Genomic DNA, 19,593 nt, shown 5'->3' with positions numbered 1-19,593 from the left:
TGGCGATCAGCGATCCAAGGAGGGCAAATAGCAATGCCAGGGTCATCGTTCTAATGCGTCATCCTTCAAAGACTCTCATTACGCCTGTCTGGAGGGAACTCTCTAGGGAACACCTGCGTGATAATTGCAATCAAACAGTGCCCTGACTCCTCGTCTTAGCGATGATCGGCATCCTGAAGCGACCAGGTTGTCGTTGCGGACGCATCTTGTGAAATCAGAGTTGATCCAGCCAAGACACGGTGAACCTCGGCGAGAAGGGTATGGCCTGTGCTGGAGCTGGCAGCAGGAGCGGCTTGAATTTCTTGCTGAAAAGGCTCTCTGGCGACCTGAAGGGCATGAGCTTTTGATTGCCGATCTGCATTTGGGCAAAGCCGAAGTGTTTCAAGCCCATGGCATTCCCTTACCTAGTGATGGGGATCGCGGCACGTTGAATCCGTTGCTTGACCTCTGCGAACGGCTACAGCCCAAGACGCTCATCATCCTTGGGGATCTCGTCCACGGCCCCCTTGGGTTGACCTCCTCGCTTCGCGAGACGCTGGCGGCACTTCCTGAGCTCACTGGTTGCCCCATCACCCTGGTAGGTGGCAACCATGATCGTCACTGCCGCATGTTGGGTTTGATTCAGCAACCGAGTTATCGCCTCGGGCAACTTTGGCTCAGCCATGAACCGGAGCATGCACCCGCTTCTTTCTGCCAACACGATCGTTTGCTTAATATTTGCGGCCACCTTCATCCTGTTGCGAACCTCAGCTCTGGGAGTGATCGCCTTCGTCTTCCCTGCTTTGCCTACGACTCTTCTGAGGCGAGATTGTTGATTCCGGCCTTTGGTGAGTTGACGGGAGGGCAAGAATGCGATCAGCTTGACCGCAAATGGTTGGTGGCTGAGGGCACCATTGTTCCTTGGCAGAACCCAGAATCCCGAGCTCGAAAAAAAAGGCTGGTCCGGTGATTCGCAATCGGACGACAGCGATTGCTGCAGAGATCTCTTCGAAGAAGAAGAGGCGTAAGCCCAAATCAAAGCCCCAGCGTTCGATCCTTTGGCGCAAGCGTTGGCTGATCGTGGTGCTTCCTGTCACGGTCTTCACGGGTTTGATAGCTCTGGCGCCTGGAAATCCCGATAAAAAGGAGATCGCAACCGAGCCCGAGCCCACTGAAACCTCCAACTCTGTGGCGGGGCCTTTTGCTTATCAACCCGATGATGAGGTGTATGCACTTGATTTCGACCCTCGCGATGTGCGGCTAGGCCTCCTGGAAGGTTGGGATCGTGAACAGGATGCCTTTGAAGACACTGCTGCTCTCGCCTACGTCTCAGGACCGATGTATGAGCGGCATATTGATGAATTTGGTCAGGAAATCACCGTTCCCCTTGGTGATTTGAAGCTTGGTAGCAGGGTGTGGCGTGGTCGCAATCGCACGGCCTCAAGACAACGTGCCTTTATCGGCATCCTCAAGGATGGAACCGTTGATTTTGGATATGGAGAGCTAACTCCCGATCGCGCCAACACCTACGACATGTTTGTGGGGGGGCTGCACAGCATCTACAACGACCTTGAGGAGCCACCTGAGAGCTACAAGGGGGCTTACAGCATCAGCATGGGGCAACGGATTCGTTATTACCTGCCACGGATTCGGATGGTCTATGGCTTGAAGGCCGATGGTCGAATTGAAATGCTGATGAGTAAAGACGGTCTCACTCTTGAACAAACGAAGGATCTTGCACGCAGGCGGGGTCTTGTGGCGGCTTATATGCCTGATCACGCCTCGAAGAGTCGTCTGATAATTCCTGGAGTGAAAGGTTTCACCGAAGAGGATGCCAACTGGATTAGTGGTGGCGCCACCAGTTTTGTGCATGTCCCCTACCTACTCCGGCTGAGTAAGCGTCGAGTCCCACTGGAAGGAGGGATGATGGCTGATTTGACCAGACGCATCGAGTCTAGCAAGCGCTGTGATGGTGCATCCGACTGTGCGTTCTTCTATGGGGGGCAGCTCATGGATCGTGCTTTGGCTGGTTTGAACCGTGTGATGGAGCAAGGTGTTGAGCCAGTTGCGCGCATGATCTGGGCGCCTAAGCGCACACCACGTTTCGATCACAATCAGACCACCCCTGTCACCAAAAAGGTGCCGATGAGGCAACCGCTGCGGGAACCTCCGATTACCGCCGACCCACTCGTGCTCCGAGAACGGTCGGACGTAGAGACCGAACTGGAGGAGCCGCTCAACTCAGCGGCTGAGTCTCCGTCATGGGATTTCGATCTTCCTCCCGACCTGCCTCCGCCCGTCTTGCTGCAGGAGGATCAGATCCTTCCGGAGGATCCTGACGCCTGGCCTGAACCCATCCCACCAACATCAGGGGTTGAGGAGCAGGAATCGGCGTCGTCAGCGGAGGACGAGACGAGCATCATTTACGGAGCACCACCTCCACCGGTGCTCCCTCCTCCACCCTTGCCTTGATCGCTCTCTTGATGCGCTTCACCGGGTGAACAATCCATTGCAATCTCCCTTGGGTGGCTTGCTGAAACACACGTCGTCGGGAGACCAATAGCCCACAGCTGGAAACTTGAGGCCTTTGCGCCTGGCTTCAGCGTTGACCGCGTCAGCACCACGGGCTGAAATCAGAACATGTCCAGGGGCTTCAACTTGATCTAAAAATTGTTGTTCTGGCATCTCTCGGCCGGATGCGCTTTGAGATTGAACGGGGGCGGCGATGCAAGCTGAAATCGCAACCAACAGGAGTGGATTGAAACGCATGGCTTGATGGTGGGTTTATTTGGATGTCACAACGACGGGAGTTCCGACGTCCACTTGATTGAACAGGGTGATCACGTCTTTGTTGAGCATGCGAATGCAGCCAAGACTGACAGCAGCTCTGAGATTGACCCAGTTGGGCCAGGCTGTTCCGTGGATGGCGTATTCACCGGATCCAAGCTGGAAGTAGGCCATGTAACGCACTCCAACAGGATTCTTGGGACCAGGTGCGATGACCTTTCCTTTCTTGTGATACACCGGCGCATCTTCCATGCGGGTGATCTCGTAGCTCCCTGCTGGCGTTGGTGATTCAGGCGCTCCAATGGCAACGGGATAGCGAGCGACCACAACCCCGGAATCCAGCAGCTTCAAATAACGATCCTTCAAGCTGATTTCGATGCTCTTCTCAGCGCGGGCTGGTAGCTGCGTCGACGAAGCAACCACCGCGAGACCGATGCAAAGAGCCACTCGGCGTATCCAGGAACTTGACATGCGCCGCAAGCAAAAGTGTGCGTATTTTGACTCATTAAAATAGGGAGCTACCGTCTCTGCACGTTTGATCACCAACCAATGATCCGCACATCGCGCCAGAAGACCCGTCAACAACTCCATGGCCGAGTGCTGCTGATCTGCACCTTGCTGGCTTCAGCTGTGATCTGCCCCCAGCGTGCTCTGGCTGGATTCAATGAAGAGCAACTGGCTGGTTTTGAGGTGACGGAGCTGACAGGCACTGTTAGCGAAGCTCTGGCCAAAGAAAAAGTGATCGAAATTGTTGATCCAGAAGGGCACACCGAGGTTTATACGGTTGGTCTGGATCTAGCGCCCCTTGGTTTAGAGCCTGGAGATGAGGTCAGCCTGTCCGTTCTCGATGGATTGTTGATCGACCTTGAGCCGAGCCAAGATCAAGATTTGAGCTTTAGTCGTGAAGACATCATTCTTCCTCGTGACATGGGGAGATTGAAGAAAGGAATGCGCGTTGCCCTTGCCTCAGGTACGGGAAGGGTGGTCAAGCTTGACCGTCAGGATGGAAGCCTGTACCTGATGGGTCCGTTTGGAGGTATCAATAATCTCGACGTTTTAAGAACCCCAGAAAATGATCCTCTTGAGGATTTGAACGTTGGCGAGTTCGTTGATTTCCGGTTGGTGCAGCCCATCGCTGTTGACGTTCGCAAATTAGCTAGCTCTGCAAGCCGCCCTTCTGCTCTAACGGCACCCTTAAAGGCCAATCTGCTTCGTTCAGGATCCACCCTGAAGGCGGAACTTCTTGAGTCGTTTGAGATCACCCATCTCCACGCAACCGTGACCCGCCTTCTTCCAGATCAGAAGGTGCTGGAAATTGAAGGCCCTGAAGGCCACAACCTTCTTGTGACTTCAGCTGTGGACCTCAACAGCTTGAAGTTGAGTCCAGGAACAGAGATTGCGATCGACATCCTGGATGGGTTGGTGGTTGACCTTCGACCTGCCACGAACAAAGCCCTCAGTTTTGAGCGCCAGGATGTTGAAATTGCAGGCGATTTTGGTCCCGTTCCCAAGGGCACTCGCGTCGCGATGGTGACAGGCAGTGCCGAAGTGGTGAGGATTTCGCGGACCGATCGCACCTTGAGTCTTCGCGGGCCATTCGGGAAGATTCACAATCTCGACGTCCGCAAGCGAATGCCTGGAAAAGTGTTTGATGAGCTAGCGCTCGGAGATCTGGTGGAGTTCCGTTTTATCAAGCCTGTGGCGATTCGAATCAAGCCACTCGCGTCTCGCTAAGGCTGCCCTGAGGCTAGGGCTCGGACGATGTCACCCCGTGTCAGCACACCCACGGGGTGTTTGTTGTCGTCCACCACAATCAGTCGCTGGGTGCTGCGCTCATGCAGTAACGATGCTGCTTTGGGAAGAGGGAGACTTTCTGAACAGCTGTGAAGGTCACGTCCCATCAGATCGCCAACAGTGGTGCCAAGGACCTGATGAACCTGTTTGTCCCAGTTGAGCGGGTTCTTCAGATAGATCACGCTGTCCAAAAGCATCACGTAGGGGCCGGCATCGACTCCGCTTTCACGAACCATGAGGTCTTGTTCCGTGAGCTCACCGATCAGAAGGCCGCTCTCATTCACCACCGGCAGGCCACTGATGTGGTGATCGCTCAGCAGACTCACGGCATCTTTTAATGACGTTTCTGGTGTCACAGTCAATACGGGGGATGACATCACCTCCTTGACCGTCTGCTGAAGCACCATGGAATCCACGCATCTCAATGCATTCTGATCCTTGATCTCTCCATGGCGCCTCTGGGCCGATCGACTCACCCTGGCGCGAGCCCTGATGGGACTCCCGCTTCTTCTCGCTTTGGCGTTGCAATACGACGCGTTGGCCTGGTGGTTCTTGTTGCTTGGAGGCTGGAGCGATGCAGCGGATGGGTGGTTGGCGAGACGTGCCGACGGTGGCAGCACCTGGGGTGCCCGGCTTGACCCTCTCGCTGACAAGTTGTTGATCAGCGCACCGCTGATCTGGTTGGCGGCAGAAGGAATCCTTCCGGTCTGGGCGGTTTGGCTTTTGCTGGCCCGTGAATTGCTGATCTCTGGCTGGCGTGGTGACAGCAGTGATGGGGCACCAGCATCCGCTGCAGGTAAAGCGAAAACAATCCTCCAATTCCTCAGCCTTGCCCTCATGCTTTGGCCCCCGTTGTGGGGAGATCCAGCACTCGTTCAAGCTTTAAGAGTGGTTGGCGTGGGTTTGTTTTGGCCCTCGTTGGTTTTGGCTTTGTGGTCAGCTTGGGGGTATCTCAAGCCTTACCGATCAAAGCCTGGTCAGCGCTGAAGTCTGGATTGGATGTGGGTTGGTCTTTGTACTCCCGTTGATAACTGTCAACAAGACAGGCACAAGCGTCAAACCGCGGCGCCCAAGCCAGCTCACGCCTGACCCTGGTGGTGTCGGTCAAAAAGTGACTCAGCCTTAGAGGGAAGGCCTTGCGCGCTTTGGGGTCCAGTCCACTGGGGTCGAATGGTCGTAAATCCAAGCTTTGAGGGTCTCGCCCACAGGCCACGGCTGCCGCTTCGATCAAGCCGCGGAAGCTGATGCCCTGGCTTGCGCTGCAGTTGTAGATCCGATTGCAAGCTGCATCCACCTCAAGCGAGCGAGCCATCGCCTCAGCAAGGTCTTCTGCATGGCCGATCTGGGTGATGGTGTCTCCTGATCCTGGAAGGGGAATCGGCTGATTATTCACGATTCGGTCAAAGAACCAGCGCTCCACTGGGTTGTAATTCCCAGGCCCCACGATGTAGGTGGGACGGAAGCTGGTGAAGGGGATCCCCTGCTCTTGGAGCCATTGTTCGGTGTCAGCCTTGCCGGAATGTCGACTGGCGGGATCGATCTCAGCTGTTTCATCCAACGGCCATTGCGTCGATGCGGCATAGACCCCGGCGGAACTCACGTATAGAAAGCGATGGGTGGGGGCGCCTGTCATCGCTAAGACGCGACGACTGTCGTCCAAAGTGCGTCCCGAGCTGTCGATGATGACCTCAAAGCCGCGTCCCTTGAGTTGTTCGAGATCGGCATCAACGCTGCGATCTCCTTGAACTGACTCCACTCCGTCGGGTGAGGGAAGGCGACCTCGTGTGAACAGGGTGAGTGCATGCCCCTGGTCCTGAAGCCTTGCGACCAATGGCTTCCCAACAAAGCGGGTGCCACCCATTACGAGAATCTTCATCAGCAAGGCGCTCAACCCAGCCATTGAAGCGCGCCCATTCAACCGCAGGCATGAAGCTTGACCCCCTGGCCTGCAGGATGGGAGAGAGAAACGTGCCACGGGCGTCATGGAGATCATCCCCGCCATCGACCTGTTGCAGGGAAGCTGTGTTCGTCTGCATCAGGGTGACTACGACCAGGTCACTCGCTTTAGCGACGATCCACTTGCACAGGCTCAACACTGGGTGAAACAGGGTGCAACCCGCCTCCATTTGGTGGATCTCGATGGTGCGCGCAGTGGTCAGCCCATCAATGATCAAGCGGTTCGCTTGATTGCCAAAGAGTTATCGATTCCCGTGCAACTGGGTGGCGGAGTGCGGTCGTTGGAGCGGGCTGAAGAGCTGCTCAGTTGTGGACTGGATCGGGTCATTCTCGGCACCGTGGCGCTTGAGAACCCCGAGTTGGTGAGGACCCTTGCTCGCCGCCACCCTCACAAAATTGTGGTGGGCATTGATGCACGCAATGGGCTTGTCGCCACGCGTGGCTGGGTGGAAGAGAGCGACGTGGAGGCCACGGCTCTGGCTCAGCATTTGAGTACGGCGGGCATCGCGGCCATTATCAGCACCGATATTGCAACGGATGGCACGTTGGCTGGTCCGAATCTGGAAGCATTGCGTGCCATGGCTCAAGCGAGTGAGGTGCCCGTCATCGCCTCTGGAGGCGTGGGGTGCATGGCAGATCTGCTTTCGCTCCTAGCCCTGGAACCGTTGGGTGTGGAGGGAGTCATCGTGGGTCGAGCGCTCTACGATGGTCGCGTCGACTTGCATGAAGCTATCCAGGCGATTGGTGAGGGACGTCTGCAAGACCCTCTGAGTGATCACAGCAGCACGATCGCTTGATACGAATTGAATTCATTGGAACCCTGGATGCTCCTTGTGTTCAACGAAGTCTTGAATAGGGTTTTAAGATGCGTTTAATAAAGTTGCATTAGTGGCGGTCGATAGCAGGAATCAACGTTCGGAATTGTCCGCTGCATCCAGTGGACTCCAAGCCACTTTTGAGTTGTGCCGAAAGCTTGGGATGCGCCTCAGTCAGCAGCGGCGGATGGTTCTTGATCTGCTTTGGACTGAAGCCAGCCATTTGAGCGCCAGAGATATTTTTGAAAAGTTGAATGATCAAGGTCGACGAATTGGGCATACATCGGTGTATCAAAACCTCGAAGCTCTCCAGAGAGCTGGGGTGATCGAATGTCTGGATCGGGCCAGTGGTCGCCTTTACGGCTACCGAAGTGACCCCCACAGTCATCTCACCTGCCTCGAGACTGGACGCATTGAGGATCTCGATGTTCAACTGCCTGATGAACTCGTGCGGGAAATCGAGGAGCGCACTGGTTACACAATTGAGGCCTACACCCTTCAACTCAGTGGACGGCCTAGAGAGTTAGATGGGCGCTGATGATTCTTGCAGGAGCATTTGCTCCTGCACCAATTCCTTGCGATCATTCGTGTGGAACGGATTACAGCGGTGAACGGGATTCCAAACAAGATTTTGCTTATCGCAAGGAATCTGCTTGCTGAATCACTTTTGTCGGGGCTGGCTGGCAACAAAGAGATAGTGGTCTCTGTTTCAACAGATCAGCTGGATGGACAACCTGATCTTGTGATCTGGTCCATTGAAACGGTTGCATCTCCGGCCCTTCTTCAGCTCGAAGTCATCAAGCTTCAAAGCCGTTGGGGATCAGCTCCTCTGCTGTTGTTGCTCCCCGCGAACCTCCCTTGCGATCCCACTGATCTTCTTTCCCTGGACTGCGCGGGATTGCTTCAAGACCCTGATCTCACGCAATTGCAGCAGAGCATTGAGACGCTGCTCTCTGGGGGCAGGGTGGTCGAATTGACGTCGCACCCCTCGTCCGAGTTGTTTGAACCTGTCCAGTCACCAGGACTTGGGTCTTGGTTGTTGATGACTGGGCTTCAACAAATCAATCATGACCTGCGCTTGATCGAGGTCCTGTTGAACCCACCACCAGAGAATCCGATGCTGCGATTCATGCTGGAGGGACGTTGTCGTGAATTGCGCAGTGCCCGTCAGCTGTTGCTCTGGCTTTGGGGTCCATTGCAATTGGGGCTTGAAGCTTCTGTTCCCCTCCAACAATCGTCTCCCTTCCGTGAACCTCCAGGAACTTCGATTCAGTTAAAGGAGAGAAATGGTGCTGCGGTGTGGAACGCCATTCATCAACGCCTTGAAACGGCGGTCACTGGAGGTCTCAGCAACGCGACCGGTCAGATGCTGGCGATTGAAGGTCTTCAGCCTGAGAGACGACGCGAGCTCTTGCTTGCCCTTTTGGATCAGCTCAATGCAGTTTTGCAAAGGTTGCGCCTCGATCAGCAGGCTTGCGTCGAAAAGCGATCCGATCAGGCTCTTTCGGAGCACTGGCAGGCTCTGCAACCTGAATTGCGTCAGCAGGCTTTATGCACGATGGCGGGTCATTACGTCCGCCTTCCCATGGGAGAGGAATTAAGCGGTGTGGCCGATCACCTGCTTCTCAATACCGAGCTCGAAGACATGGATGAGGAACTGCCAAATCCGAAGCGGATGCTGGCTCCTTTCCTTGACAACCAGCCTGTTTTGGTCGATGGACAGCTGTTGCCAGCCGATGATCCCCGCGCCTTGCTGCAGCTTGAAACGTTGGTGAGCAACTGGTTGGTGCGCACAGCGGAACTGATTGGCTCTGAGTTACTTGGCGTCTGTGGAGATTGGCCTGAGTTGAGGCGCTATCTGTTAGAGCAACGGTTGATCTCGACCAGAGAGCTGGAACGTCTACGCAACCAACTCAATACCCAGTCTCGTTGGCAAACCTGGATTCAACGTCCGATTCGCCTCTACGAAAGCCAGCGGCTTCTCTATCAACTCAACAATGGAACGATTGCACCGTTGCTGCTAACCGAACCCAGAGACGAAGAGTTGCATCGTCTTGGCTGGTGGCAACAACAGGTTGCTCTTCTGCTAGAAGCGCGGGATGCCCTGGCTCCTCAGGTTCAACTTCTCGTCCGCAGAGTGGGTGATTTGCTGGCGGTTGTTCTCACCCAAGTGATTGGTCGGGCCATTGGACTGGTGGGTCGAGGCATCGCTCAAGGAATGGGCCGCAGCTTCAACCGCAGCTGATCCAAGCGGTCAGAATGCTGCTTCCACTGTTCAGCACCATGCCTCTGCTCAGCATCATGCGCCCGGTCCTGCGTTCTCTCATCGCTGTGGGGTTGAGTTTGCTGCTGCTTGCAAGCCCTTCCGAGGCAGCTAGGGACACCGATAGTTATGACGGCAATATTTTTGCGCTGTATGCAGGTAATGGGTCGCTTGTTCCACCTCCGACAACCCTGAAAGACGCTTTAGAGAACGAACGCACCAGCGTGATCGTCTTTTACTTGGATGACAGCAGCAACAGCAAGATTTTTTCCCCTGTTGTGTCTGAACTTCAGCGCTTGTGGGGACGTGAGCTGGATCTTCTGCCGTTTACCACCGATGCCTTTCAAGGTGAGGACAGCCAAGACCCATCCGAACCAGCAACCTATTGGCATGGCACGATCCCGCAGGTTGTGGTGATCGATGGAAAGGGCAATGTCCTGCTCGATGAGGACGGACAGGTTCCTCTTGAAGCCATCAACGCTGCCATCAGCGCAGCCACTGGAATTGAGGCACCTGCCCAGGGCAGCACCACCATCAGTTTCAACGAGCTCAATACAGAAGTGCTCTCGCGCTGATCAATCCACGGGAACGCTTTACGCTGCTTGATTGTTTCCGGTCCGCTGACCGTTTTCCTATGTGCACGCTGCTGCTGATCTTGCTCCTGCTCGGCATCGGTGTGCTTTGGATTGAGGCGCGGCACAGGCTCAGACCTGCGTCACCCCTTCAATTACGCGCTCACGATTGGCAAGTGCAACACACGCCAAAAAGCCTCGTTCTTGAGGGCTTGTTGACGATCACGAATCCGCATCAGCGCATGGAAGTCATGGTGCCGGAACTTGAAGTGATCCCCACATTGCTCGGAAATAACGACCTCAGTTCACTCAACGTCCAAACCAGCATCACAGCGCAGCACCCTGATGAGCACGCACGACCTGATGGGTATTGGGCCGCTTACATCGTGAAAGGTCGTCAGAGCACTCAGGTGAAGGTGAAACTCACAGTCAGTGCGGATCAAGAGGTTGCGATCAAAGATCGCGTCGACAGCGTTTGGGTTGATGTGCAGTGGGTGAATTATGGGCCGTTTGGCCGTTTACATCGTCGACAGGGCATGGTGGTTCCTACCCGTCAACCCGAACCGCTTCAGGTGGCTCATGCGTCATTTCGTCAGGGTGATGGATGCGCGGTGTTACCCATCAAGACGCATTTGCTCGGTCCTTTAGATGACACGGTTGATGTGCTGAAGCATTACGCAAGTGGTCTGCTTCAGCCTGGAGATGTCCTCACGATTGGGGAAACGCCGGTTGCTGTGATTCAAGGCCGATACGCTCACCCCTCCACTGTTCAGCCAAGTTGGATCGCCCGCTTGCTCTGCCGTGTGTTTCATCCCACCAGCAGCCTCGCAACAGCCTGTGGCCTTCAAACGTTGATCGATCAGGTCGGTCCTACACGCGTTCTGGTGGCTTGGAGTGTGGGGTTTGTTTTAAAACTCGTGGGTCAGAAGGGTTGGTTCTATCGACTTGCTGGTGATCAAGCACGACTCATTGACGACATCACAGGCACCACACCTCCCTATGACCAAACGATTGTTCTTGGTCCGGACTCTCCCTCAGAGCTTTGCAATGCTGCCGCTGAGTCTCTGGGCGTGTCGGTGGCAATCGTTGATGTCAACGATCTAGGTCGGGTCAAAGTGCTGGCTTCCAGTCGTGGTTGCGATGAAGCGTTGCTCCACCGTGCCCTGAAGCCAAACCCTGCTGGTAATGCCAACGAACGCACGCCTCTTGTGTTGGTTCGACCTGCCTAAATCCTCGGCTGCTCGAAGTGAGCGATACATTAAAGACCTACGGCGGACGCGATGTGGATCAAGCATCCGGCAGCTCTCTACGGGTGGAAGCTCTTAGCGCAGCCAACTTGCGTCTGCTGTTGACGTCTGCTGAGGTCAGTTCATCGAACCAATGGGCCGATCAACCGCAGGCGATGATTCTGCAGAGCTGGCTTCTCCGCAAGCTGAGAGTGCTCGTTGCTCTGGAGCAAGACGAAGCAAGAGCTGACCAATTGCTCTCCCTGGTGGTTTTGCGGTCTCTGAATCGTCGTCGTAGCTGCTGGCAGCTCGAACTCGAGGAACGGGTAGAGCCAAGATGCACCAGCAGAATTTCGGTGGTCAGGCAGTTGCTGCATGAGGCGCTCAGCGATGGAGTCGCCCGTTCACAGAGTTGGTTGATCCGTTGCGACAGCAACGATCAAGATCAGCTCGATCTGTCCCGGGAACTGGGATTTCAACCGTTGAGGAGGCTTGGGATTTGGCGGGTCGACCCTTCCTCCCTCTCAGGCGCATCCATCTCTGAGCTGCCGCCTCACTGTCGTTGGCGCCCTCTCGACAACAGCACTGCAAGACAACTGCTGGCTCTCGAGCAAGCCTGTTGTTCGACGCACCATCGGCAACTTCTTGATCGCCAATGGCAAGACCTGGTGGATCAAGGTTCCAAGGGGTGCGGTCTCTTAGAGCAGATCGACTCCGATCAAAATCAAGTTCTTGCAGGATTGGTTGCAAGACCCTCTGGCTTTGCCACACCAAGGCTTGAGCTGTTGCGTGGTTTGGCCTGGGATGAGCGCCTCACGGAGGCCCTACCCCCTGCCTTGAAGCGCTTGGCCCGGCTTCAGCCAGCCCCTGAACTTCTGGTCGATGGGGAGGATGACCGTCTCCAGACCATCGTTCAGCGCTCTGGATTCCAGTTGCAGCACACCCAGCTCGTCCTCGGCCGCAGCCTCTGGCGCAAACTTGGCAGCCGAGAGCTCAGTGGTCTTCGTCCCCTCGAATCGATGCTGGGTCGTCTCCAGCCGCAGCAGCCCCCCTTGCCGACGCCAACACTGGGACGAGATCGCTGATCATGAGCCCATCTCCCCGTTCCATGTTGAGCCTTGACGTGGGGCGAAAGCGCATTGGGCTGGCTGGTTGTGATGCGTTAGGAATCACCGTGAGTCCACTCCCCGCACTTTTACGCAGGGCGTTTAAGCAAGATCTTGGGCATTTGGAACAGGTTTGCCTGACCCGTCGAGTGCAAGGCCTGGTTGTGGGCTTACCTCTGGACGCAGCGGGTCAATTCACAGAGCAAGCGGCCCATTGCCAGCGCTATGGCCAGCGCTTGGCCATGGCTTTAAAGCTGCCTCTTGCGCTCGTCAATGAACACAGCAGTAGTTGGGCCGCGGCCGAACGTCATGGCTTACAAGGTGATCGCAGCGGCAGACTCGATAGTGCTGCCGCTTCACTCCTCCTTGAGCAATGGATCGCTGATGGGCCAGAGCCTGAACTGGTCGACATGGCGACCCCGTCTGCTAGCGAGACGGTCGGCAATGAAGGATCCTGAAGGGACTGATTCCTGAGCAATGAGTTCTAGCGGCCCGAACAACAGCGGAGACGTGCCAACTCTGCTGGTGAAAGACAGTGAAGGGCGTGATCTTCTTTGTTTCCTTGAGCAGCTCATCCCCCTCGATGGTCAGGATTACGCGTTACTCACTCCTGTCGACACTCCGGTCTGCCTGTTTCGGTTGAAGGATGGAGAGGAGCCTGAGCTCATTGACAGCATCACAAGCAATGAACCGATTCTTTCGGTTGCTGATGTGGTTCTCCAAGAGCATGACCTCACCCTCGTGCGCTCCGCGGTAACACTCACGGTGAATGGTGAGCTCGATGAGCCCGATCCTGAAGATCTCGATGAGGATGAGGCGGGTGACGATGAATCGGAGACCTATGAATTGCTGGTGAGCTTTTTGGTTGATGAATTGGAATATGGGCTTTACATCCCCTTAGATCCTTTTTTTGTTGTGGCCCGAATGGATGATGGTGCTGCTGTTTTGGTGGAAGGGGATGAGTTTGACCAAATTCAACCTCGAATCGAGGCTGAGCTTGATGAGCGTGAGCTATCTGAGTGATGCGTCGTGATTGGCTGCGACCTGATTGGGATCCGGGCTTAACCCTGGCCAATCTCCCCTTGGAGCCCTTACTTGGCAGAGGCATCAAGGTTCTTTTACTTGACGTTGATCGCACCCTGCTTCCAGGACGCGATGTTGAGTTGCCTGCCTCGGTTCTTCGCTGGGCCCAATCTGCTCAACGCCATACCCATCTCCACTTGATCAGTAACAATCCCTCCCGCCAGCGGATTGGGGCTGTGGCTGATCAGCTTGGGATTGGATTTACCAGCTCAGCTGCCAAACCCCGTCGCGGAGCGATCCGACGTGTCATTGAGACCCTAGATCTCAAACCGGAGCAAATCGCCATGGTGGGCGATCGCGTGTTTACGGATGTTCTTGCCGGAAACCGACTGGGTCTCTATACCGTTTTGGTGAGACCCCTCAAAGAAGACGGAACACCTTGTCATCACGATCGTGTTCAGGTGTTGGAGCGGCAACTCGCCCGCTGGCTTGGAGCAGGCCTCGCATGAGCCTGCGGGTGGTGAAGGTGGGGACCAGTTTGCTGCGCAGCACGGAAAGTCGCAGCACTGCTGATGCGATCTCAGCTCTGTGTCTGAACCTCGCCCAATGTCTCCATCGAGGCGACCGGGTGGTCTTAGTCACGAGTGGGGCTGTTGGCCTCGGATGTCAGCGCCTTGGCCTGAAGGCCAGGCCTTCAACCTTGAGCGGTCTTCAAGCTGCTGCGGCGATCGGTCAAGGCCATCTGATGGCTCTGTACGAAGATGCGATGGCAGTCCATGGGATCCCTGTAGCGCAGGTGCTTCTCACCAGATCGGACCTGGCCGACAGTCGGAGCTATCACAACGCCTCCGCAACCCTGCATCAATTGATCGAATGGAAGGTTTTACCCGTGATCAATGAAAACGACACGGTGTCTTCTGCGGAGTTGCGTTTTGGCGACAACGACACGCTCTCAGCCTTAGTGGCAGCAGCGATTGATGCGGACGATCTGATTCTTTTGACCGATATCGACCGCCTGTATTCCGCTGATCCGCGCAGTGATGCATCGGCTCGGCCGATTTCGGACGTGCATCACCCAGCAGAACTCCAGGCCCTCGAACAGGGCGCAGGAGATGGAGGCCGTTGGGGAACCGGCGGGATGACCACCAAGCTTGCGGCCGCTCGGATCGCCACCGCGAGCGGAATCACCGTGCATCTGGCGGATGGTCGTGATCAGCGCATGCTTGAAACCATGTTGGCGGGCGGGCGCGGAGGCACGGTCTTTCATCCCCATCCCCAGCCCCTTGGCCTTCGAAAAAGCTGGCTGGCCCATGCGTTGCAACCTCAGGGCAGCCTGCAAATCGATGGCGGCGCCTGCAAGGCGCTCTGCAACAAAGGCGCCTCCTTGCTGTTGGTTGGGATCACAGATTTAAAGGGGGAGTTCCAGGCCAACCAACCTGTTCGGATTCTTGATCAGGAAGGCCATGAAGTGGCCCGTGGCCTGAGCTCTCTCAGTAGTGAGACCCTTCGAAGTCTTGTGAAAGAGCCGGCGCGCACTGACCGGCAAGGGAGCTCACCTGTGGTGGTTCATCGCGACGTGCTTGTCCTCAGCACGCCTACGATCCGCCCACCAGACCCCTGAATCCATGCGTTTCAGCCAGTTAATCGCCGTCCTTCAGGACGGAGAGGCAGGTCTGCTGGAGCATCAGCTCAGCAGCAATCCTGAGCTCCGTGGTGCAGCATCTTTGGAAAGAGCCGGTGCCGATCAACTCAGCTTTCTTGAAAAGGGCAACGCTCTGATGCAGAGCCTGGAAACCAGCCATGTCGGCGCTGTTTTGATTCCCAATCAGGATGACCTCAAGGCCATGGCTAAGCAGCGCGGCTTGGCTTGGGCTGTCATGCGTGATCCCCGTTTGGCCTTTGCAGAAGCGCTCGAGTGTTTGCATCCTCGGCCCAGAACACAAGCAACCATTCATCCTTCAGCGGTGATCGGTGACAGGGTTCAAATTGATGCTGGCGTTTCGATAGGACCTCACGTTTGCATCGGTGACGACACACGCATCTGTGCCAACAGCACCATTCACGCTGGCGTGGTGATTTACGGCGATGTGAAGGTTGGTCAGTTCTGCGAATTGCATGCGAATGCAGTGCTTCATCCCGGAGTGCGTTTAGCCAGCCATTGCGTGGTTCACTCCAACGCCGTGGTGGGCTCCGAGGGGTTTGGATTTGTTCCCACTGCTAAGGGATGGCGAAAAATGCCTCAAACGGGTCTGGTGGTCCTGGAGGAGGGTGTTGAAGTGGGTTGCGGAAGCACGATTGATCGCCCATCCGTTGGTGAAACCAGAATCGGGGCGGGAACCAAGATCGATAATCTTGTCCAAATCGGCCATGGCGTTGTCACCGGACGAGGCTGTGCCTTGGCTTCGCAGGTGGGGATTGCGGGGGGTGCTCGCCTCGGTGATGGGGTGATTTTGGCTGGACAGGTTGGTGTGGCCAACCGAGCGGTCATCGGTGATCGTGCGATTGCGAGTTCAAAGAGCGGGATTCATGGTGAGGTGGAGTCTGGTGAAGTGGTGAGTGGCTATCCAGCGATTCCCAACAGGCTTTGGCTGCGATGTTCGGCAGCATTCAGCAAATTGCCTGAGATGGCGAAACAGATCCGTGAACTGAAGAAAGCCGCTCAGTAACCTCGCAGGTTCATCCCTCTGAGAACCAATGCCACAGCATCGCGTTGTTTTGCTTCCGGGTGACGGCATTGGTCCAGAGATCACTGACGTGGCGAAGCAGCTCCTTGAAGCCGTGTCTTCGCGTCATGGTTTCTCGCTCGAATTCAGTGAAGCGCCGATCGGTGGCTCTGCCATCGATGCCACCGGTGAGCCGTTACCGGCGAGCACCCTTGAAGCGTGTAAGGCTGCCGATGCCGTTTTGCTTGCAGCGATTGGGAGCCCTCGATTTGATTCGTTGCCCCGGGAGCAACGGCCTGAAAGTGGCTTGCTAGCCCTGCGCTCGGGCATGGAACTCTTCGCCAATCTCCGGCCAGTCAAAATTGTTCCAGCGCTGATTGGTGCCAGCAGCCTGCGACCTGAAGTGGTGGAAGGGGTGGATCTGATGGTGGTGAGGGAACTCACCGGCGGGATTTATTTCGGTCAACCGAAAGGTCGGGTGCAGGCTGATGGTGAAGAGCGTGCGTTCAATACCATGACCTACTCGGATTCTGAGATCGACAGAATCGCGAGGGTGGCGTTCAAGCTCGCCGCAGAGCGTCGCGGTCAGCTCTGCTCGGTGGATAAGGCCAATGTGCTCGACGTCAGCCAACTGTGGCGTGATCGCGTGGAGGGAATGAAAAGTGACTACGCCTCCGTGGATGTCAGTCACCTCTATGTGGACAATGCGGCGATGCAACTGGTGAGAGATCCTCGCCAGTTCGATGTGGTGCTCACCGGCAATCTTTTCGGAGACATTCTCAGCGATATTTCGGCCATGCTCACCGGCTCAATTGGCATGCTTCCCTCAGCTTCTTTAGGAAGCGAGGGGCCAGGTCTCTATGAACCTGTTCATGGCTCAGCCCCCGATCTCGCTGGTCAAGACAAGGCCAATCCGATGGCCATGGTGCTCTCCGCAGCGATGATGTTGCGGACTGGTCTCAAGCAAAATGCAGCTGCTGACGATCTTGAACGGGCTGTTGATCGTGTTTTGGCAGCCGGATTCCGTACTGGTGATTTGATGTCTGAAGGCTGTACTGCTCTGGGCTGTCAGGCGATGGGGGAGGAACTTCTTAAGACACTCTGATGCGACCTGGCAGGAAAAATGTGGAATTTGCCCTTTGACCTGCCAAACTCATCGGGCCATTTCCTCCTCCGTCGATGTCGAAGCGTCACCCCGTCGTGGCTGTCACGGGTTCCTCAGGTGCAGGCACTAGCACTGTCAAGAGGGCTTTTGAGCACATCTTCGCTCGGGAGAACATCACTCCTGCAGTAGTGGAGGGCGATAGCTACCACCGCTTCGAGCGGATGGCGATGAAGACCGCCATGTCTGAATCGCTTGCGAAGGGTGAGAATTTCTCCCACTTCGGTCCTGAAGCCAACCTCTTCGACAAGCTCGAAGAGCTCTTCCGCGTCTATGGCGAAACAGGTGGAGGCCAGAAGCGTTACTACCTCCACAGTCCAGAGGAGGCCGCTGAACACAATGCTCGCCTTGGTGTGAGCTTGGAACCCGGCCAATTCACCCCCTGGGAAGACATTCCTGGTGGCACAGACGTGTTGTTCTACGAAGGCCTTCACGGTGGTGTTGTCGGAGACGGCTACGACGTGGCTTCTCTAGCCGATCTACTGGTGGGTGTTGTTCCGATCACCAATCTCGAGTGGATTCAAAAAATTCACCGTGACAATGCCGAGCGTGGCTACTCAGCCGAAGCGATCGTTGACACGATCCTGCGCCGCATGCCGGATTACATCAATCACATCTGTCCCCAATTCAGCCGCACGGACATCAATTTCCAGCGGGTGCCCACGGTTGATACCTCAAACCCATTCATCTGTCGGAACATCCCGACCCCAGATGAAAGCTTCGTCATCATTCACTTCCGCAAGGGAGCTCGTGAGAAGTGGGGAATTGATTTCAGCTATTTGCTGAGCATGATTCATGACTCTTTCATGAGCAGTCCCACCAGCATTGTTGTGAACGGCGGAAAGATGGGATTCGCGATGGAACTCATCTTGACCCCCATCATTCACCGCATGATTGAAGAGCAGAGCAAGGTCTCCTGATTGCTTCTCTCGAACACATCGAGCAATCACATCTATCGTGGACTCATCTGAATGATCAGGTGGGTCCTTTTTTTGTCCTCTCCCTCCTTTGAGATTGCAGGTGCCAGTCGATCATCAACTCCTCCACCGCGCTGGGACAGAGTGGATAGTCGACGTCTGATCGCGTTGGCACGACGGATCTACTTTCGCTTCCTAAGTGACTCTGGGCAGCAGCTTGAACCGATGGGTGTTGTTGTGAATGAGCATTTAGATGAGGGCAGGGTTGTATTCGAAAGCCCCACACTGTTGCTTCAAGAACATTTCATCAGTATTGATCTGATCGGTCGACGACTGCGGCGCCCGCGTGGCTGGCGAGAGCGACCAAGAGGGTCAGGGCTGTGAACAGTGTCAGTGTCCTGGGTCTGAGCCTTGTGGTGGCAGGAGCCTGTGTGGGGAGCTTTGCCAATGTTGTGGCCTGGCGATTGCCTCGCGGGGAATCAGTGGTTTGGCCCGGCAGCCACTGCCCGAAGTGTGGGCAGGCCGTGCGCTGGCACGACAATGTGCCGGTGATGGGGTGGCTCTGGCTTCAGGGACGTTGTCGCGATTGCTATCAGGGCATTTCGAGCCGTTACCCATTGGTGGAACTTTTGAGCGCCCTCCTTTGGCTGAGCGCATTGTGGGGCCATGGATTGCTCGCCGCTTCAGATCAATTAGGCCTGGCATTTCTCAATGTGGTGGCAGGAATTGTTCTCATCAGCGTGCTACTTCCATTGGTCTTGATTGATATCGACCATCTTTGGCTCCCCGAACCTCTTTGCAGGATTGGGGTGTTGCTTGGCCTTGCCTTCACCGGGTCTCTTTTTCTGGTGATCCCTGGTCCAGACGCCAGTGCCATGCTTCTCAATCATTTGTTGGCGGCATCAGCAGGATTGCTGGCGCTGGAAGGATTAAGCGCTCTTGCGGAGCGCATGCTTGGACAACCCGCTCTTGGACTTGGTGACGCCAAATTGGCAGCTGTTGCAGGAGCTTGGCTTGGCTTGGTTGGTGTTTTGGTTGCTTTGGCAATCGCCGTTTTGAGTGGTGCAATCTTTGGCTCGATTGGACGGGTGTCTGGACGGTTAGGGCCGAGACAGCCCTTCCCCTTTGGTCCTTTTATCGCCCTTGGGATTTGGCTGACCTGGCTCGGTGGGCCTGAATGGTGGGGCCAGCAATGGTTCAGCCTGTTTGGTGGCCTTTAAAAGAACAGAAATCAGCTCCCTGGCTGCTGCACCGAGAGATTGCAACATCCCTGTCCTAGCCTGAGGGGATTGGTACAGGATTCAGGCCTTTGGCTTGATCATTCGTACTC

At 55.8% G+C, this 19,593-nt stretch carries 23 protein-coding genes; 19 read left to right on the top strand and 4 right to left on the bottom strand.

Going from position 1 to position 19,593, the window contains the following annotated elements; genetic code table 11:
• The first annotated feature begins 223 nt into the window (after positions 1 to 223).
• Together pdeM and SIC18_RS11050 are read left to right on the top strand one after the other, a co-directional pair.
• Positions 224 to 949, top strand: coding sequence for a ligase-associated DNA damage response endonuclease PdeM (gene pdeM, locus SIC18_RS11055; RefSeq protein ID WP_413430539.1), 726 nt, complete (start codon positions 224 to 226; stop codon positions 947 to 949).
• Positions 901 to 2,451 (top strand): hypothetical protein, encoded by a 1,551-nt coding sequence (locus SIC18_RS11050; protein WP_413429648.1) that lies wholly within the window; start codon positions 901 to 903, stop codon positions 2,449 to 2,451. The genes pdeM and SIC18_RS11050 overlap by 49 nt, the downstream gene beginning before the upstream one ends.
• Positions 2,452 to 2,469: 18 nt before the next feature.
• Here SIC18_RS11050 and SIC18_RS11045 read toward each other — a convergent pair whose 3' ends face one another.
• Positions 2,470 to 2,748, bottom strand: coding sequence for a hypothetical protein (locus SIC18_RS11045; protein ID WP_084764029.1), 279 nt, complete (start codon positions 2,746 to 2,748; stop codon positions 2,470 to 2,472).
• A 15-nt stretch (positions 2,749 to 2,763) separates the two neighbouring features.
• The gene (locus SIC18_RS11040; RefSeq protein WP_413429646.1) at positions 2,764 to 3,237 is read right to left on the bottom strand and encodes a L,D-transpeptidase; all 474 of its coding nucleotides are present in this window, start codon (positions 3,235 to 3,237) and stop codon (positions 2,764 to 2,766) included.
• Between the two features lie 78 nt (positions 3,238 to 3,315).
• On the opposite strand from SIC18_RS11040, the gene SIC18_RS11035 reads away from it, so the two are divergent.
• A complete protein-coding gene (locus SIC18_RS11035; protein ID WP_048346726.1) occupies positions 3,316 to 4,500 on the top strand; it encodes a hypothetical protein in 1,185 nt (394 codons plus the stop codon).
• Here SIC18_RS11035 and SIC18_RS11030 read toward each other — a convergent pair.
• Complete coding sequence (locus SIC18_RS11030; protein WP_048346725.1) at positions 4,497 to 4,967, bottom strand: CBS domain-containing protein; 471 nt, start codon at positions 4,965 to 4,967, stop codon at positions 4,497 to 4,499. The two genes, SIC18_RS11035 and SIC18_RS11030, sit on opposite strands and share 4 nt — an antisense overlap.
• Positions 4,968 to 4,998: 31 nt before the next feature.
• On the opposite strand from SIC18_RS11030, the gene SIC18_RS11025 reads away from it, so the two are divergent.
• Complete coding sequence (locus tag SIC18_RS11025) at positions 4,999 to 5,547, top strand: CDP-alcohol phosphatidyltransferase family protein (RefSeq protein ID WP_413429645.1); 549 nt, start codon at positions 4,999 to 5,001, stop codon at positions 5,545 to 5,547.
• Here the strand turns inward: SIC18_RS11025 and SIC18_RS11020 are convergent.
• Positions 5,513 to 6,436 carry an NAD-dependent epimerase/dehydratase family protein gene (locus SIC18_RS11020; protein WP_048348205.1) on the bottom strand — a complete coding sequence of 308 codons (924 nt, stop codon included), beginning with the start codon at positions 6,434 to 6,436 and terminating at the stop codon, positions 5,513 to 5,515. The two genes, SIC18_RS11025 and SIC18_RS11020, sit on opposite strands and share 35 nt — an antisense overlap.
• Positions 6,437 to 6,542: 106 nt before the next feature.
• Between SIC18_RS11020 and hisA the strand changes: the two genes are divergently transcribed.
• The 15 genes from hisA to SIC18_RS10945 all read left to right on the top strand — a co-directional run bounded on the left by hisA (position 6,543) and on the right by SIC18_RS10945 (position 19,483).
• On the top strand, positions 6,543 to 7,313 hold the full coding sequence (hisA, locus tag SIC18_RS11015) for a 1-(5-phosphoribosyl)-5-[(5-phosphoribosylamino)methylideneamino]imidazole-4-carboxamide isomerase (RefSeq protein WP_048346724.1): 771 nt from the start codon (positions 6,543 to 6,545) through the stop codon (positions 7,311 to 7,313).
• Between the two features lie 124 nt (positions 7,314 to 7,437).
• Positions 7,438 to 7,869 carry a Fur family transcriptional regulator gene (locus SIC18_RS11010; RefSeq protein ID WP_048348204.1) on the top strand — a complete coding sequence of 144 codons (432 nt, stop codon included), beginning with the start codon at positions 7,438 to 7,440 and terminating at the stop codon, positions 7,867 to 7,869.
• A 69-nt stretch (positions 7,870 to 7,938) separates the two neighbouring features.
• Positions 7,939 to 9,576, top strand: a complete 1,638-nt coding sequence (locus tag SIC18_RS11005) for a DUF3685 domain-containing protein (RefSeq protein WP_413430538.1) — start codon at positions 7,939 to 7,941, stop codon at positions 9,574 to 9,576.
• A 14-nt stretch (positions 9,577 to 9,590) separates the two neighbouring features.
• The gene (locus tag SIC18_RS11000) at positions 9,591 to 10,169 is read left to right on the top strand and encodes a thylakoid membrane photosystem I accumulation factor (RefSeq protein ID WP_413429642.1); all 579 of its coding nucleotides are present in this window, start codon (positions 9,591 to 9,593) and stop codon (positions 10,167 to 10,169) included.
• A 59-nt stretch (positions 10,170 to 10,228) separates the two neighbouring features.
• On the top strand, positions 10,229 to 11,395 hold the full coding sequence (locus SIC18_RS10995) for a F420-0--gamma-glutamyl ligase (RefSeq protein WP_048346723.1): 1,167 nt from the start codon (positions 10,229 to 10,231) through the stop codon (positions 11,393 to 11,395).
• 17 nt (positions 11,396 to 11,412) lie between these two features.
• A complete protein-coding gene (locus SIC18_RS10990; RefSeq protein WP_413429640.1) occupies positions 11,413 to 12,477 on the top strand; it encodes a hypothetical protein in 1,065 nt (354 codons plus the stop codon).
• 2 nt (positions 12,478 to 12,479) lie between these two features.
• The gene (ruvX, locus tag SIC18_RS10985; protein ID WP_084764027.1) at positions 12,480 to 12,956 is read left to right on the top strand and encodes a Holliday junction resolvase RuvX; all 477 of its coding nucleotides are present in this window, start codon (positions 12,480 to 12,482) and stop codon (positions 12,954 to 12,956) included.
• 19 nt (positions 12,957 to 12,975) lie between these two features.
• Complete coding sequence (locus SIC18_RS10980; protein WP_048346722.1) at positions 12,976 to 13,521, top strand: DUF3727 domain-containing protein; 546 nt, start codon at positions 12,976 to 12,978, stop codon at positions 13,519 to 13,521.
• A complete protein-coding gene (locus SIC18_RS10975) occupies positions 13,521 to 14,030 on the top strand; it encodes a YqeG family HAD IIIA-type phosphatase (RefSeq protein ID WP_048346721.1) in 510 nt (169 codons plus the stop codon). Before SIC18_RS10980 ends, SIC18_RS10975 begins: the two co-directional genes overlap by 1 nt.
• Positions 14,027 to 15,142, top strand: coding sequence for a glutamate 5-kinase (proB, locus tag SIC18_RS10970; protein ID WP_048346720.1), 1,116 nt, complete (start codon positions 14,027 to 14,029; stop codon positions 15,140 to 15,142). Before SIC18_RS10975 ends, proB begins: the two co-directional genes overlap by 4 nt.
• 4 nt (positions 15,143 to 15,146) lie before the next feature.
• Positions 15,147 to 16,187, top strand: a complete 1,041-nt coding sequence (lpxD, locus tag SIC18_RS10965; protein ID WP_413429639.1) for a UDP-3-O-(3-hydroxymyristoyl)glucosamine N-acyltransferase — start codon at positions 15,147 to 15,149, stop codon at positions 16,185 to 16,187.
• Between the two features lie 28 nt (positions 16,188 to 16,215).
• The gene (gene leuB, locus SIC18_RS10960; protein WP_413429638.1) at positions 16,216 to 17,289 is read left to right on the top strand and encodes a 3-isopropylmalate dehydrogenase; all 1,074 of its coding nucleotides are present in this window, start codon (positions 16,216 to 16,218) and stop codon (positions 17,287 to 17,289) included.
• A 74-nt stretch (positions 17,290 to 17,363) separates the two neighbouring features.
• Positions 17,364 to 18,266 carry a phosphoribulokinase gene (locus SIC18_RS10955; RefSeq protein WP_048346717.1) on the top strand — a complete coding sequence of 301 codons (903 nt, stop codon included), beginning with the start codon at positions 17,364 to 17,366 and terminating at the stop codon, positions 18,264 to 18,266.
• A 51-nt stretch (positions 18,267 to 18,317) separates the two neighbouring features.
• A complete protein-coding gene (locus tag SIC18_RS10950; RefSeq protein ID WP_048346716.1) occupies positions 18,318 to 18,647 on the top strand; it encodes a hypothetical protein in 330 nt (109 codons plus the stop codon).
• Positions 18,644 to 19,483 carry a prepilin peptidase gene (locus SIC18_RS10945; protein WP_413429637.1) on the top strand — a complete coding sequence of 280 codons (840 nt, stop codon included), beginning with the start codon at positions 18,644 to 18,646 and terminating at the stop codon, positions 19,481 to 19,483. Before SIC18_RS10950 ends, SIC18_RS10945 begins: the two co-directional genes overlap by 4 nt.
• Positions 19,484 to 19,593 lie beyond the last annotated feature (110 nt).

The sequence above is a fragment of the Synechococcus sp. Cu2B8-bc1011 genome, assembly GCF_047302735.1.
Classification (GTDB): Bacteria; Cyanobacteriota; Cyanobacteriia; order PCC-6307; family Cyanobiaceae; genus Synechococcus_C.
Note: the sequence above shows the minus strand (reverse complement) of the source record. Positions and strands in the feature narration are given on the sequence as shown.